We start from the raw sequence: 15034 nt of genomic DNA, 5'->3' as shown, positions 1-15034 counted from the left end.
TCAGGATTCGAGGTAGCGGAGGACGGCGAGAACGCGGCGGTTCTCGCTCTCGTCGGGGGCGAGGTCGAGCTTGGTGAAGATGGACGCGATGTGCTTCTCCGCGGAACCCACGGACACGTGCAGGGCGGCGGCGATCGCCGAGTTGGTCTTGCCCTCCGCCATGAGCTGCAGCACCTCGGTCTCGCGGGGCGTGAGCGCCGCGAGCCGGGACCGCTGCCGCGAGCGCACCAGGATCTGCGACACCACCTCGGGGTCGAGCACCGTGCCGCCGCCGCCCACGACCGTCACGGCGTCGAGGAACGCGGGCACGTCGGCGACGCGGTCCTTGAGCAGATATCCGAAACCGCGGGTGTCGGAGGCGATGAGATCGGCCGCGTAGCGTTCCTCCACGTAGTGCGACAGCACCAGCACCGGGGATTCCGGGTTCTGGCTGCGCAGCAGTGCGGCGGCGCGGATGCCCTCGTCGGTGAACGTCGGCGGCATCCGCACGTCGACGATCGCCAGGTCCGGCCGCGTCTCGTTGACGAGGTGCAGCAGGTTGGTGGCATCGCCGACGCCGGCCACGACGTCGTGTCCGGAGTCGGTGAGGATGCGTTCGATGCCTGCCCGCAGCAGCGCCGAATCCTCGGCGATCACGATGCGCATGGCAGCACCGCCGTCACGATCGTCGGTCCGGTGGTGGGGCTCGACACCGAGAACGTGCCGCGCGCGGCGCGCACCCGGTCGTCGAGGCCGCGCAATCCCGTGGCGTTCTCGCCCGCCGGAGCCTCGGCGCCGCCGACGCCGTCGTCGAACACCGACACGTAGAGCACGCCCTGGGATTCGTCGAACCGCACGGTGACGATGGCCTGGCTCGCCCCGGCGTGTTTGACGACGTTGGTGAGCGCCTCGGCCACCACGAAGTAGGCCACCGACTCCACCTCGGACGGCAGGCGCGTCGGCAGGTAGACGTCGAGCCTGGTTGGCACGCCCGCGGTTTCGGTGCGCTGTGCCACCGCTGACAGGGCCGCGTCGAGGCCGCGGTCGGCGAGGATGGTGGGAGCGATGCCGCGTACCACGTTGCGCAGTTCCTCCAGCGCGCTCTTGGCGTCGGCGTGTGCCTCGCCGATGAGTCTGCGCGCCTGCGGAAGGTCGGTGTCCAGCTTGGTCTGGGCCAGCCCGATCGTCATCGCCAACGACACCAACCGTGGTTGCACGCTGTCGTGGAGGTCGCGTTCGATGCGATGCCGTTCGGCCTGCGCGGAGGACACCGCACCCTGACGGGCGTCGGTGAGTGCCGAGACTTCGTGCTGCAGAGCAGCCGTCGGCGAGGGGGAGAGCAGCCAGCGGTCGATGCGGGCGTCGACGGCGGGTGCGAACACCAGGATGGCGACCGCCGCGGCGACGGCGACGACGGCCAGTACCCAGGCCAGGGCGGGAGACACGAACTGCCATCCCAGCGCGGGCCCGCTGGAGTGGATCGCCATGGCCACGGCGGGACCCAGGAACGCGAACGCCACCAGGGCCGATGCCAACCCGGTCGCGGCGACGTCGTAGACGGTTCGTAGGCCATGGTGGGCGGCTGCCTTCCAGAACCGCGGGCTGCAGTAGTCCAGCCAGAGCTGGTGGGCCCAGCGCTTGAACCCGGTGTACGGCGAGCACTTTCGCGGCGGCACGGGGATGCCCATGCCGAAGACCGCCTCACTACGTGCGCGCTCGACCCATTCGGCGAACCGGATCACGTACGCGAAGACGACGGCGGAGAAGGCGAACCCGAAGATCGACGGGATGCCGGTGATGCCGACGACGAGGATGGTCAGGGGGATCCAGAACCAGACGACGGCGACCGCGGCGCCGGTGATCATGGACGCCGTCGGCACCACTCCGATGCGGCGCGCGGGCGCGTCGCCGCCCGCGGGCGCGGCGGTCGGGGGAGCGGCGAGGGGTCCGATCGGCTCGGTGACTGCAACCATGCCTCAAACCTATGGACCGCCGGTGCTGCGCGGTACGGCGATTGCCCGAGACGTGGGTGGGGGAAAACCCCCGCGATGGCCCTCGCTATGCGGGCGCCATCAGCTCCAAGGCGATGCCGTCGGGGTCGCGGAATTCGAGGATGAACCCCATCCCGATGTCCTTGATCTCCTCCCGCGGCGCCCCGAGATCATCGAGAAGCGCTGCGGCGGAATCTAGTTCGGCCCGTGACTGCACCCGCAGGCAGAGGTGGTCCAGGCCCACGCGATCCTCGTCGAACCCGTCGGTGGCGACCGGGCGCAACCCCAGGAGGAACGTGCCCGCGTCGAAGATGACGCCGCCGAAGAGGAACGCCAGCCGTTCGCGGGTCGCGGTGTCGGCGTCGGGAGGCAGTTCGACGGCGACCGGCCAGCCGAAGACCGCCTCGTAGAAGGCGCGGGACCGCGCGATGTCGGTCACGGTGAGCCGGACGTGCGCCACCTCGCGTGCAGTGATTGCCATGCCCTGATGTTGCCAGGTCGGCCATGCGCAACGGCACGGCGTGCCAGAATCCGGGCGTGCAGATCGGGATGACGATGCCGGTGATGGAACCCCAGCTCGACGCCGCGCTGCTGCGCGCCTGGGCGTCGCAGGTGGACGCCGGCCCGTTCTCGTCACTGTGCTGGGGGGAGCGCGTCTGCTTCGACAACCCGGAGTCGTTGACCCTGCTCGGCGCACTGGCGGCGTGGACCGACCGGGTGCGGCTGGTGACCACGGTGATCGTGCCGCAACTGCACGACCCGGTGGCGCTGGCCAAGGCGCTGGCCACCGGTGACGTGCTCAGCGGTGGTCGGCTCACCGTCGGCCTCGGTGTCGGGGGCCGCGAGGAGGACTACCGCGCCGTGGGCGCCGACACCGCGACCCAGACCATGCGTGGGATGGCCGACCGGGTGGCCGTGATGAAGCGGGTCTGGGCGGGAGAGAAGGTCACCGAGGCCGTGCTGCCCGTCGGTCCGCCCACGGTGCAACCGGGGGGACCGCGGCTGCTGGTGGGCACCATCGGGCCCAAGACCATCCGCAGCGCGGCGGCGTGGGCCGACGGGCTGGCGGGCACCACGCTCGACCTCGACGTGGCTCGGGAGGCGGAGCTGTTCGACGTGGCCAGGTCCGCGTGGGCGGAGGCGGGCAAGCCGAAACCCCATCTGGCGACGTCGTTCTGGTTCGCCCTCGGCGATCCCGAAGAGGCCAGGGCCCAGGTGCACCGTCACCTGCTGCGGTACATGAACTGGATCCCGTCGGAGTTCGTCGACGCCATGGCGCCCACCACCGGGTGGGCAGGCACCGACGAGGACCTGGCCGCCGCGCTGCGGCGGTTCGCCGACATCGGCGCCGATGAGGTCCACCTCATCCCCACCAGCGCCGACGTGGATCAGGTGCGCCGCGTCGCCGACGTGGTCGCCGACGTCACCGGCGACCTCGCCTAGAAACCTCCGACGGAATACGTCGACTCGTCCGCGGTGTTAGCGTTGGGCGTGAGCGATGCTGAACTGAGCCCCACGGACTGGGTCCGCGAACAGACCGAGAAGATCCTGGCCACGGGCACCACCGACGGAGTCGAGGTCCTCGACCGCCCGATCGTGCTCTTCACCACCACCGGCGCCAAGTCCGGCAAGAAGCGGCTGGTGCCGTTGATGCGGGTGGAGGAGAACGGCAAGTACGCCATGGTGGCGTCCAAGGGTGGCGACCCGAAGCACCCCAGCTGGTACTTCAACGTGCTGGAGCACCCCGAGGTCACCGTCCAGGACGGCGAGAAGGTCACCACCGGAACGGCCCGCGAGATCTCCGGTGAGGAGCGCGAGCACTGGTGGAAGCTGGCCGTCGAGGCGTACCCGCCGTATGCGGAGTACCAGACCAAGACCGACCGCCAGATCCCGGTCTTCGTCGTCGAGTAGGCGGCCCGTCGGGCCGCGGCCCGGTCACCGGTCGCCGGTGGCCTGCTGACCGTAGCCCGACAACCGGCGCCCCACCTCGGCGATCTCGGCGGCGTCCAGCGTGCGCACGGGGGCGCCGCTGGCCATGGCTCGCAGGTGCACGTCGCAGACGTACTCGAGATAGGGCACCAGGGTCAGCACCTTGGGCAGAGCCTGCCCGACGAGCACGGCGCCGTGGTTGCCCATGAGCGCGGCGGTGCGGTCGCGCAGTGCGGCGGTGACGTTGTCGGCCAGCTGCTGCGTGCCGAACGTCGCGTACGGCGCGACGCGGACCGCACCGCCGAACAGTGCGGTGTAGTAGTGCGATGCCGGCACCTCGTCGACGACGGTGGACAGTGCCGTCGACGCCGGCGCGTGGGTGTGCACCACCGCGGTGTGGTCGCCGGCGCGGTAGGCGGCCAGGTGCAGCGCCAGCTCGCTCGACGGTGCCAGCACGGCATCCACCACGTTGCCTCGGAGATCGTGGATGCCGACGTCGCGCGCCGACATGGCCTCGTAGTCCACGCCGCTGGGGGAGATGACCACCAGGTCGTCGACGCGGATCGAGACGTTGCCCGCCGTCCCCACCACCAGTCCCGAGCGGCTCAGGAACTGGCAGGCGTCGACCACCTGCTGACGTTCGGCCGCCAGCCGAAGCGACGCGCTCATGGCTCGAGGATGTACTTGGAGCCGCGGCCCGCGGCCATGTCCTCGAGGCTGGGCACCAGCGCCTCGAGGGGGCGGCGCTCGGTCACCAGCATCGAGCCGTCGACCTTGCGGCTCGACAGCAGTTCCACGGCCACCCGCACGTAGTCGGGCGTGTGGTGGAAGACGCCCTTGAGCGTGTACTCCTCGTAGTGCATCGCACTGGAATCCACGGAAAACGGTGCGCCCTTTGGCGTTCCGCCGAACAGTACCGCGGTGGCACCGGGGCGCAGCGTGCGCACGGCCTGCTCCCACACCTGGGGGAGGCCGACGGCCTCGATGCAGACGTCGGCTCCGCGGCCGGCCGGGGTGTGGCTCTTGATGAGTGCAACGCGGTCCTCGAAGTCGGCGACGTCGGACAGGTCGATGGTGTCGACGGCGCCGGCCTTGCGGGCCTGCTCGAGGCGCCACGGCGACTGGTCCACCGAGATGACGTTGGCGCCGCGCAGCGTGGCCAGCCGCGCGAACATCAGCCCGATGGGTCCGGCGCCGTGCACCACGACGGTGTCGCCCAGTTGGATTCCCGTCTCGGCCATCCCGTGCACCACGGTGGCCAGCGGTTCCAGCGGTGCGGCGTCGGCGAAGTCGAGGTCGTCGGGTAGCACGTAGGTGTTGCGCTCGACGATCGCGGCTGGGATCACGACCTCCTCGGCGAACGCGCCGTTGAGGAACTCCAGGTTCTCGCAGAGGCTTTGGCGATTGCGGGCACACGCCCAGCAGTGTCCGCAGGGCACGGTGTTGGCCGCTGTCACCCGGTCGCCGACGGCGAACTTCGTGACGCCGTCGCCGACGGCGGTGACGATGCCCGCGAATTCGTGGCCGAACCGCGAGGGCAGCACGGGAAACAGCTTGGGATGGCCGCGGCGGTAGGACTTCAGATCGGTACCGCAGGTGGCGGCCGCCTTGACCTCGACGAGGATCTCGCCGGGGCCGGGCTGGGTCGACTCGACGTCTTCCAGGTCGAGTTTGCCGGGCCCGTAGAAGATGGCCGCTCTCATCGTCGTTCTCCTCGTGTGTCGTGGGGTAGCTCGTGCAGGGCGTGCAGTAGGTCGCGGGTCTCGGTGAACACGCGCTCGTAGACGGTGCGCAGCCGGGCGTATTCGGCGACCGCCTCCGGCCGGGGTGCCACCACCTCGTCGGTGCGGGCCAGGGTCGCCGCAGCGGTCGGTAGGTCGGGGTGGGCGCCGATGGCGGTCAGCGCGATCGCGGCGGCGCCGAGCGCGCTCACCTCGCCGGAGGCGCATACCTGCAGCGGTCGGTCGAACACGTCGGCCAGGATCTGGGTCCACAATCGGCTGCGCGCGCCGCCGCCCATCGCCCGGATCACCCGCACGCGCGAGTCCCTGGCGTCCTCCAAACCGTCCAGCTGCAGCCGCAATTCGAACGCGATGCCCTCGAGCAGCGAGCGGTAGAAGTGCGCCCGGGTGTGGCAGCCCTGCCAACCGATCACGACGCCGGAGGTCTGGCTGTCCCAGTGCGGGGTCTGCGTGGCGTTCCAGTACGGCAGCGTCAGCAGCCGTTCGCTGCCGACGGGCAGTGCCGCCGCGGCGGCCTCGAGGGCGGGGTCGGGGGCGCCGGCGAGCGCCGGGTCGCCGAACTCCCGACGGAACCACGTGGTGAGGAAGGTGCCCGACGAACTGAACGTCTCGACGGTGCTCTGACCCGGCATGGCCGACACCATGGAGCGGTACGCCCGCGACGGGATGTAGGACGTGGTCTCGCTGCCGATCACCACGGCGGTGCCGAGCACCAGGTAGGCGGCACCGGGGTCGGTGACCGCGAGGCCGACGCCGGCTGCCTGTCCGTCACCGGTGCCTGCCACCACCACGACGTCACGCCGCACGCCCCAGGCGTCGGCGACGGCGGGCAGCAGCGGACCCAACGGCGTTGCGGTGGGCAGCAGTTCGGGCAGCTGGTCGCGGCGTAGACCGGCCAGGGCCAAGAGTTCGCCGCTGTAGTCGCCGGTGGCCTGGTCCAGCAGCGCCAGCGGGTCGGCCGACGCCGTGCTGGACGCCCAGCGGCCGGTCATGGCGTGCACCAGGTAGGCGTGCACGTCGGCGACGCGGTGGCAGCGCGCCATGGTCTCGGGTTCGTGATCGCCCAGCCACAACAGCTTGTAGAGGCCGGGCGTGATGTCGGCGGGCTTGCCGGACAACAGTTCCACGCGCTCGGTGCCGTAGGTGCGCGCCTGGGCCGCCGCGCGCCCGTCCATCCAGAGGATCGCCGGGCGCAGCGGCTCGTCCTCGGCGTCCAGGCAGACGAAGCTCTCCCGCTGATGCGTGATGCACACCGCGGCAACGGCACTCGGATCCGCGACCTCGGCCAGCGCCTGCCGGACTGCGGCGTCGGTGGCCGTCCACCAGTCGGGGGCGTGCTGTTCGAACCAGTGCGGCGCGGGGCTGTGCGTGTCGAGCGCCCGGGCGCCCGCACCCACCTGTCGTCCCGTCGCGTCGACGACGATCGCCTTGGCGGCCGTCGTCGAACAGTCCACCGCGACCACCAGCGGTGCCGTCATCGTTGCCCTGCTTCCTCGTCGGTCTCCCCGTCGCGGGCCGTCGCTGCGGTCTCCCCGTCGCGGGCCGTCGCCGCGGTCTCCCCGTCGCGGGCCGTCGCCGCGATGACGACGGTGGCGCCGCCGTCTTCCAGCCGCTGCACGTCGGCAGCGGGTAGGCCGTCGTCGACGACGACGGCGTCGAACTCGTCGAGATCGCAGATGCGGTGGATGGCGCGCCGTGCCAACTTGGTGTGGTCGATGAGCAGCACGCTGCGCTCGGCGCTGGCCATGAAGGCGCGCTTGAGGTCGGCCGCGGCGCTGGACGGGTGAAAGCACATGCCGCGCGACACCGCGGGGACCGACATGAACAGCACGTCGTAGTGCATGTCGCGCAGGGCGCGTACCGACTGGGGGCCGACGAAGGACGAGAACTCCGGCACGAAGTCGCCGCCGATGGCGTTCAGCCGCACGTCGGGGTGGGTGGCCAGCTCGTTGACCGCGGGCAGGAAGTTCGTCACCACCGTCAGCGGCAGGTGTTCCAGGAGTGTGGGCAGCACGTGCAGCGCCGTGGTGCTGTCGTCGAGGGCGACCGCCTGCATCTCCACTCGGTCTGCCGCCCAGGCGAATCCGGCCGTGGCGACCGCGATCTTCTCGGCGAGGTTGAGGGATTTGCGCAGGTCGACGTTGCGTTCGAAGGCTTCACTCGGCGGCGCCTCGGCCCCGGATCGCACCTTGCGCAGCATGCCCTGGGCGTGCAGATGGTCCAGATCGCGGTGGATCGTCATGGTGCTGACACCGAATTGGTCGGCCAGTTCGTCGATCCGGGCGCCCCCGCGGGCGCGGACGAACTCGACGATCTCGGACCGACGGTGCGCGTGGGTGCTGGTGCGCAGCGGTGCGGGCACGGGCGACCTCCTCGACGCGGGCATGGCGGACGTGACATGCAGGCATCAAGATATCACCAAACATCACACACTTAACATCTTTGGTGTGATGTGCGGGGGCCGCTTACTCGGTGCGTGGTTCGGTGGTCCGAATCGGACGCACTGCCGCCCACACGATGAACACCAGTGCGACGGCCAGTAGGGCCAGCCCCACCCACCAGTTCGCATCGGTGCCGACGTAGAGATCGACGGTGTTGCCCTCGGCGGCGCGGTCGTCGTGCTGGGCCACCAGGCCGGGCGCCAGGCCTGCGATGGTCAGCAGCACGCCGTAGATGCCCATCAGCGCGCCGATGATGTTGCGGATGTCGAAGACTCGGGAAACGGTCCTGCTCGGTTGGGACATCGGGACTCCTGTCCTTGGCTGCGTGAGAGGTCTGGACGTCGATCTAGTGGAAGACGATGTTGAGCACGACGGTGAGCGCGAGCATCACCGCGCCCAGCGGAACGGGCTTGAGGTACCACGGCTTTCCGGCCGACTCCGGGTCGGAGAAGATGTGCACCGGCGTCTCGGAGTAGACGAACCCGGCGAGTTCGGCGACCGGCTTGGGCGTGGTGGCCAGGCTGACGACGACGCTGACGGCGATGTCCACCACGAACGCCGCGGTGGCCGCCAGGAACGGCATGCCCTGTCCGGGCAGGTCGATCACGCCCACCTCCGACAGCACGAACACCGTGACCGCGGACAGCGTGCCCGCGACCAGGCCCACCCAGCCCGCCGTCGCCGTCATGCGCCTCCAGAACATGCCGAGGATGAAGGTGGCGAACAGCGGGGCGTTGAAGAACCCGAACAGCGTCTGCAGGTAGTCCATCAGGTTCGAGTAGCCGGCGGCGATGAGCGCGGTGAACACCGCGAGGATCGTCGCGCCGAGCGTCGCGATGCGACCGACCTGGATGTAGTAGCCGTCGGAGCGGTCCTTGACGACGTACTGCTGCCAGATGTCATAGCTGAAGACGGTGTTGAACGCCGAGATGTTGGCTGCCATGCCCGCCATGAACGACGCCATCAGGCCGGCGACCGCCACGCCGATGAGCCCGTTGGGCAGGATGTCGCGGATCATCAGCAGCATGGCGTCGTTGTAGGTGACCTCGCCGCCACCGGTGGACTTGAGGTTGATGACGTCGCCGATCGCGGCCGCGGCGATCATGCCCGGCACCACCACGACGAACGGGATGAACATCTTGGGGAACGCCGCGATGATCGGGGCGCGACGGGCCGACGAGATCGAGTCCGACGCCATGGCGCGCTGGACCTCGACGAAGTTGGTGGTCCAGTAGCCGAACGACAGCACGAAGCCCAGGCCGAACACGATGCCGATGACCGACCACACGGGGCTGTCGAAGCCGCTCAGTGCCTGGCCGGGCCAGCTGTTGAGCTGCTCGGTGACCGATGCGGTGACGGTGCCGTCGGCCCGCACGGTGTCGATCATCTTGTCCTTGAGGCCGCTCCAGCCGCCCACCTTGATCAGGCCGAAGACCGTCAGCGGAACCAGGGCGGCGAGGATCACGAAGAACTGCAGCACCTCGTTGTAGATCGCCGCCGACAGACCACCGAGTGCGGTGTAGGACAGCACGATCACGGCGGCGACGATCAACGACACCCAGCGGTCCCACCCCAGCAGCACGTTGATCACGGTGGCCAGCAGGAAGAGGTTCACGCCGGCGATGAGGACCTGGGCCACGGCGAAGCTGATCGCGTTCACCAGGTGCGCGCCGGTGCCGAAGCGTTTGCGCATGAACTCTGGGACGCTGCGCACCTTGGAGCCGTAGTAGAACGGCATCATCACGATGCCCAGGAAGATCATCGCCGGGACGGCGCCGATCCAGTAGTAGTGCATGGTCGACAGACCGATCTGGGCACCATTGGCGGACATGCCCATGATCTCGACGGCACCCAGGTTGGCCGAGACGAACGCCAGGCCCGTGACCCACGCGGGCAGGCGGCGCCCGGACAGGAAGAAGTCGAGGCTCGTCGAGATCTGGCTGCGGGCCAGGTAGCCGATGCCGAGCACGAACACGAAGTAGATCGCGATGAGCAGGTAGTCGAGGAAGCCGACGTGCAGACGCAGCACGGAGTCGGCTTGGTACGTCTCGGAGGCGAGCTGCGAAGCGAGCGGGTTCGCAAGGGTGGACGCGAGGGTCGTGGTCGCCGTGACGGGCACAGCCGCCACCTCCTGTTCCTAGTCTGCTGAGAAATCCCTCAGAAACTAACAAGTGAACGGGCCTTTACGCGATAGTTTCCGTGAGAATCTGTTCGTTATTGTTTGGTGCCCACCGACCGAAGGAGGCCGATCCCGTGCTCGCCGCCGAACGACGTCGCGCGATCCTGGCGGCATTGCAGTCCGGCGGATCGGTGCGCGTGGCCGATCTGGCCGCGGAACTGGCGGTCTCGGAGATGACGGTGCGCCGCGACCTCGACGTGCTCGACTCCCAGGACCTACTGCGCAAGGTGCACGGCGGCGCCGTCGCCAGCCACCACCGCGGCGACGAGCCGACCTCCTCGGAAAAAGCCCGCCACCGGCGCACCGAGAAGGTGGCCATCGCGCACGCCGCAGCCGAGTTGGTGGCCGACGGCATGACCGTGGCCATCGGTGCGGGCACCACCACCACGGAGTTGGCGCGCGTGCTGCGCGGTCGCAGCGCGGTCACCGTCATCACCAACTCGCTGTCGGTGTTCACGGTGCTCACCGACGGGGACGTGGGCGCGGCGGCGGTGTACCTGTCGGGCGGCGTGCGCACGCCGTCGGACGCCCTGGTGGGTCCCGTCGCGGATACGGCGCTGGCCTCGTTCCGCGTCGACGCCACGTTCCTCGGCGTCCACGGCGTCGACGTCACCGCCGGTCTGACGTCGCCGAACGTCGCCGAGGCGCAGACGAATCGGACCCTCATCGAGATCGCGGCCACGCTGGTGGTGGTGGCCGACCACACCAAGTTCTCCGAGATCGGCTCGTGCGTCTTCGCCCGGCTCGACCAGGTGGACCACCTGGTCGTCGACGACGCGTTGGACGGCACGACGCGCTCGCGCGTGGCCGACCGGGTGGGCGAGCTGCTGGTGGTGACCGCGTGAGCGCGCCGCTGCGATGGCCGCTGGCCGACGGCCGCGAGGAATTGTTCTTCGCGCTGCCCGGTCACACGCCGGCTCCGGTGCCCGACCGGCGACCACTGCCTGCGCGCTCGGATGCGCAGTCGGAACTGAGGTTCGACGCGCAGACCGGGCAGTGGGTGGTCATCGCGGCCTTGCGGCAGGACCGCACGTACAAGCCGCCCGCCGACCAGTGCCCGCTGTGTCCCGGGCCGTCGGGCACCACCAGCGAGATCCCCGCGCCGGACTACGACGTCGTGGTGTTCGAGAACCGGTTCCCGAGCCTGTCGGGCGCCGCCGTGACCGCAGGCGGGGGTGTCTTCGCACTACCGGACCCGCACGTCGACGCCTTCGTCGCCGCTCCCGGCCAGGGCCGCTGCGAGGTCATCTGCTTCTCCAGCGATCACACCACGTCCTTCGGGCAGCTGTCCGCGGCGCATGCGCGCCTGGTGGTCGACGCCTGGCGCCATCGCACGGCAGACATGTTCGCACGCAACGGTATTCGACAGGTGTTCTGCTTCGAGAACCGCGGCGAGGAGATCGGGGTGACGCTGACGCACCCGCATGGTCAGATCTACGGCTACCCGTACCTGACGCCGCGCACGGCCACCATGCTGCGCCAGGCGCAGGCGTTCCGCGCCGCGCACGGCGCCAACCTGTTCGACGGCCTGCTGCACCGCGAGATCGCCGACGGTGCGCGCATCGTCGCGCACGACGAGTTCGTCACGGCGTTCGTGCCGTTCGCCGCACGCTGGCCCGTCGAGGTGCACGTCTATCCGAATCGCCGGGTGCACAACCTGCTGGAGCTGCACGATGCCGAGATCGACGCCTTCGTGCAGGTGTACCTGGACGTCCTGGGCCGCTTCGACCGGCTGTATCCGACGGCACTGCCGTACATCTCGGCGCTGCACCAGTATCGTCCCGACGACGCCGAACAGGCCGAGGGCTACTTCCACGTGGAGCTGATGTCGGTGCGGCGCAGCGCCACGAAGCTGAAGTTCCTCGCCGGCTCGGAGTCGGCCATGGACGCGTTCATCGGCGACGTCACGCCGGAGAGCGTCGCCGCCCGACTACGGGAGGTCGCGCGGTGACCATCGTGTATTCCGCGCCGGGACGCATCAACCTGATCGGCGAGCACACCGACTACAACCTCGGATTCGCGTTGCCCATCGCCCTGCCGGAGCGCACCGTCGTGGCCTTCGACCCCGACGGCGGGGAGCAGTTGCGCGTGCACAGCGCAGGCGAGCCCGACGACGTCGTGGTCGCCGCCTCCACGACGCCCGGCGACGTGACGGGCTGGGGCGCCTACGTCGCGGGCGTGCTGTGGGCGTTGCGGCAGGCCGGCCACGCCACCGTCGGTGGTCGCATGACCATCACCAGTGACGTGGCCGTCGGTTCGGGGTTGTCGTCGTCGGCCGCACTGGAGTGCGCCGTGCTCGGGGCCATGCTGGCGGCCACCGGTGAGCGGCTGGCGCCCGTGGACATGGCCCGCATCGCCCAGCGCGCCGAGAACGACTACGTCGGCGCACCAACGGGTCTGCTGGATCAGTTGGCGTCGCTGCGTGGCCTCGAACGGCACGCGCTGCTGGTCGACTTCCGCAGCGTCGAGGTCGCCGAGGTGCCGTTCGATCCGACTGCCCGCGGGATGACGCTGCTACTGGTGGATTCCCGCGCGCCGCATCAGCACGCGGGCGGGGAGTACGCGGCGCGCCGCCGGTCGTGTGAGCGCGCAGCCACCGCCCTGGGTGTCGACTCCCTGCGGGCGGCCCAGGAGTGGGGCCTCGACGCGCTGCACCGGGTGGCCGATCCGGTGGACGCCCGGCGGGCGCGGCACGTCTTCACGGAGAACGCGCGGGTAATGGACGTGGTGGCCGCGTTGCGCAGCGGGGATCTGGCGGCGGTGGGGGAGGCCTTCAACGCGTCGCACGCGTCGATGCGGGACGACTTCGAGATCACCACGCCGCAGCTCGACCTGCTCGCCGAGACGGCCGTGGCCGCGGGTGCCCTCGGGGCCCGGATGACCGGCGGCGGCTTCGGCGGCTGCGTCATCGCCCTCGTCCCCCAGGGAGCGGTCGCCGAGGTGACCGCGGCGATCCCGGCCGCAATGGCGGCCGCGGGTTACAACGCGCCGACCATCACCCACACCCGTGCCGCCGCCGGTGCGGGTCTCCTTTCCTAGTTTGCTGTAGGCAACGCGAACGCGACCGCGAACCGGTCGCGGATTTGCTATGGCAAATTTTGCTCGAGCAATTCCCATACGCCGATTCCGGGGCTATGCTCACTTTCGTCAGTTAACTCCGAACTAGCTGACAAACTGCAAGAACAGTACGCACAGCATCGCTTCGCGAACCGGCTTGGGGAGGATTTCAAGATCATGGGCAAACTGATGGGTTTCAACGTACGCAACAATTTCGGCACGCGCATGGCAGTGGGTGCTCTCGCTGCCGGTGCATTGCTGGTCGCGGCGCCCGCCGGCCTGGCGCTCGCCGATGACGCCCCGGCGCCCAACATCGGATCGGCGCTGACCAACGTCGGTCAGTTCGCGGGCACGGTGGGCACGAACCTCAACCAGTTCGCGGGGACCGCGGGCACCAACCTCAACCAGTTCGCGGGCACCGCGGGCACCAATCTCAACCAGTTCGCCGGGACCGGAGGAACCAACGCCGGCCAGTTCGTCGGCACCGCGGGCACCAACGCCGGCCAGGTCCTGGGCACGGCGGGCACCAACACGCAGCGCCTCGTCGGCACGGCGTGGGGCAACCTGATCCGGGTGGTCGTCGGTGGCCAGTCCAACGGCGGCTGTTCGTCGACGGGCGGCGCCAGCTGCCGCTAGTTCACCCGCCTCGACCCCGCTGCGCTGCCGCGCCGCGGGGTCGACGCACGTCAGAGCGCTGGCCGCAGCACCACGATGCCGGGGATCGCCGACAGGTGCTCCGCCAGCGGCGTGTCGACCACCTTGCCCTCGAGCGACGATGCGTGGCGCACCACCGGCCCGTCGGGGGAATCGACGAAGATCCCGACGTGGGTGACGTCGAGGCCGCCGTCGGTGGCGTACGAACCCACGTAGTCGCCGGTGCGCAACCGACTGCGTACGTCGGCGTCGACGGCGGCGCTCGGCACGTGGACCACCTCGCGTGCGACCACCGGCAGGCCGGGCAGATACGTCCCACCGGAACCCTTGGCGTTGAGGGCCTTCTGCGTGCGGACGACGGCCCCGGACAGGTCGGCCGTGACGTCGGTGGCCACCGCGGGTGACGTCGCCGCCCAATCGGTGAGGAAGTGTTTGCGGTTGGCGAAGCTGACGTCGCCGCCCTTGTATCGCACGGTCACCAGGGCCGAGACGAAGCCGTCCTGGTCGTCGGCCCGCTTGAGCGCCTCGACGTAGTCGGCGAAGGTGAAGCAATCCACCCGCTGCAGTTCCACCACGAGCTGTTCGGGCGTGGTGCTCGAGCCCACGAGCGTGTGTGCACCGTACGGGGTGCCGAGGAACTGTCGTGAGATGAGATCGGTGCGCGTCGCGGTGTTCGCGTCGGCGGCCGGCTCGGCGGCCGAGAGCATCGACTGCAGCAGCTGCCTGCTGGCGGTGGACATGCGCGGGGTCGGGGCCGCGGCGGACGTCGGCACCGCCGACATCGCGGTCAACGCGGCTCCGGTGCAGGTCAGCTGCAGCAACCGGCGTCGGGTGAGGGTGGGGGTCACGAAGTGCTCCTCGCTGCGTGGCGGCGACCTTGGCTACTGTACGTGGTGTGGTGGCAGAGTTCCGTTGCCGGAAGACGCAGACCCTGGGGGCGAACACATTGCGCCGCACGATCTCTGGCGGGGTGACTGCCTTGCTGGTGGGCGCCGTGACCGTCGCCGGTTGCGCGCCGGCGCCCGCGCCGCAACGGCCCGGCGGGCCTGCCGCGGCCCCGTC

At 69.9% G+C, this 15034-nt stretch carries 16 protein-coding genes; 6 read left to right on the top strand and 10 right to left on the bottom strand.

The features are described 5' to 3' along the window. The 3 genes from AC30CM_RS20340 to AC30CM_RS20330 all read right to left on the bottom strand — a co-directional run bounded on the left by AC30CM_RS20340 (position 1) and on the right by AC30CM_RS20330 (position 2451). Positions 1–645, bottom strand: coding sequence for a response regulator transcription factor (locus AC30CM_RS20340; RefSeq protein ID WP_490118719.1), 645 nt, complete (start codon positions 643–645; stop codon positions 1–3). Next, positions 633–1952, bottom strand: coding sequence for a sensor histidine kinase (locus AC30CM_RS20335; RefSeq protein ID WP_490118718.1), 1320 nt, complete (start codon positions 1950–1952; stop codon positions 633–635). Before AC30CM_RS20335 ends, AC30CM_RS20340 begins: the two co-directional genes overlap by 13 nt. Before the next feature lie 85 nt (positions 1953–2037). Beyond that, a complete protein-coding gene (locus tag AC30CM_RS20330) occupies positions 2038–2451 on the bottom strand; it encodes a VOC family protein (protein WP_490118717.1) in 414 nt (137 codons plus the stop codon). A gap of 68 nt (positions 2452–2519) precedes the next feature. Here AC30CM_RS20330 and AC30CM_RS20325 point away from each other — a divergent pair, with 68 nt between their 5' ends. Next, positions 2520–3413, top strand: coding sequence for an LLM class flavin-dependent oxidoreductase (locus AC30CM_RS20325; RefSeq protein ID WP_490118751.1), 894 nt, complete (start codon positions 2520–2522; stop codon positions 3411–3413). Positions 3414–3461: 48 nt separating this feature from the next. After that, a complete protein-coding gene (locus AC30CM_RS20320) occupies positions 3462–3881 on the top strand; it encodes a nitroreductase family deazaflavin-dependent oxidoreductase (protein ID WP_490118716.1) in 420 nt (139 codons plus the stop codon). 24 nt (positions 3882–3905) lie between these two features. Here the strand turns inward: AC30CM_RS20320 and AC30CM_RS20315 are convergent, their stop codons facing one another. The 6 genes from AC30CM_RS20315 to AC30CM_RS20290 form a co-directional block, all read right to left on the bottom strand. After that, the gene (locus AC30CM_RS20315; protein WP_490118715.1) at positions 3906–4568 is read right to left on the bottom strand and encodes a class II aldolase/adducin family protein; all 663 of its coding nucleotides are present in this window, start codon (positions 4566–4568) and stop codon (positions 3906–3908) included. Further along, positions 4565–5602: a zinc-dependent alcohol dehydrogenase gene (locus AC30CM_RS20310; RefSeq protein WP_490118714.1), complete on the bottom strand. Its 1038-nt coding sequence runs from the start codon at positions 5600–5602 to the stop codon at positions 4565–4567. The genes AC30CM_RS20315 and AC30CM_RS20310 overlap by 4 nt, the downstream gene beginning before the upstream one ends. Further along, positions 5599–7119, bottom strand: a complete 1521-nt coding sequence (locus AC30CM_RS20305) for a xylulokinase (RefSeq protein WP_490118713.1) — start codon at positions 7117–7119, stop codon at positions 5599–5601. The genes AC30CM_RS20310 and AC30CM_RS20305 overlap by 4 nt, the downstream gene beginning before the upstream one ends. Beyond that, complete coding sequence (locus tag AC30CM_RS20300; protein WP_490118712.1) at positions 7116–8003, bottom strand: DeoR/GlpR family DNA-binding transcription regulator; 888 nt, start codon at positions 8001–8003, stop codon at positions 7116–7118. Before AC30CM_RS20300 ends, AC30CM_RS20305 begins: the two co-directional genes overlap by 4 nt. A gap of 103 nt (positions 8004–8106) precedes the next feature. After that, entirely contained in the window at positions 8107–8385 is a 279-nt protein-coding gene (locus AC30CM_RS20295; RefSeq protein ID WP_490118711.1) for a hypothetical protein, read from the bottom strand. 43 nt (positions 8386–8428) lie between these two features. Further along, positions 8429–10201, bottom strand: coding sequence for a sodium:solute symporter family protein (locus tag AC30CM_RS20290; RefSeq protein WP_490118710.1), 1773 nt, complete (start codon positions 10199–10201; stop codon positions 8429–8431). A gap of 134 nt (positions 10202–10335) precedes the next feature. Here AC30CM_RS20290 and AC30CM_RS20285 point away from each other — a divergent pair, with 134 nt between their 5' ends. From AC30CM_RS20285 to AC30CM_RS20270, 4 genes are all read left to right on the top strand, one after another. Then, positions 10336–11106, top strand: coding sequence for a DeoR/GlpR family DNA-binding transcription regulator (locus tag AC30CM_RS20285; protein ID WP_490118709.1), 771 nt, complete (start codon positions 10336–10338; stop codon positions 11104–11106). Beyond that, positions 11103–12212 (top strand): galactose-1-phosphate uridylyltransferase, encoded by a 1110-nt coding sequence (gene galT / locus AC30CM_RS20280; RefSeq protein ID WP_490118708.1) that lies wholly within the window; start codon positions 11103–11105, stop codon positions 12210–12212. The genes AC30CM_RS20285 and galT overlap by 4 nt, the downstream gene beginning before the upstream one ends. Then, the gene (locus AC30CM_RS20275) at positions 12209–13300 is read left to right on the top strand and encodes a galactokinase (RefSeq protein ID WP_490118707.1); all 1092 of its coding nucleotides are present in this window, start codon (positions 12209–12211) and stop codon (positions 13298–13300) included. The genes galT and AC30CM_RS20275 overlap by 4 nt, the downstream gene beginning before the upstream one ends. A 195-nt stretch (positions 13301–13495) precedes the next feature. After that, complete coding sequence (locus AC30CM_RS20270; RefSeq protein WP_490118706.1) at positions 13496–13954, top strand: hypothetical protein; 459 nt, start codon at positions 13496–13498, stop codon at positions 13952–13954. Between the two features lie 50 nt (positions 13955–14004). Here AC30CM_RS20270 and AC30CM_RS20265 read toward each other — a convergent pair whose 3' ends face one another. Further along, entirely contained in the window at positions 14005–14820 is an 816-nt protein-coding gene (locus AC30CM_RS20265) for an N-acetylmuramoyl-L-alanine amidase-like domain-containing protein (protein WP_490118705.1), read from the bottom strand. Positions 14821–15034: the final 214 nt, after the last annotated feature.

Source organism: Mycobacterium sp. DHQP2018-32-09 (genome assembly GCF_058148405.1).
This window is presented reverse-complemented; position numbering and strand designations above follow the sequence as displayed.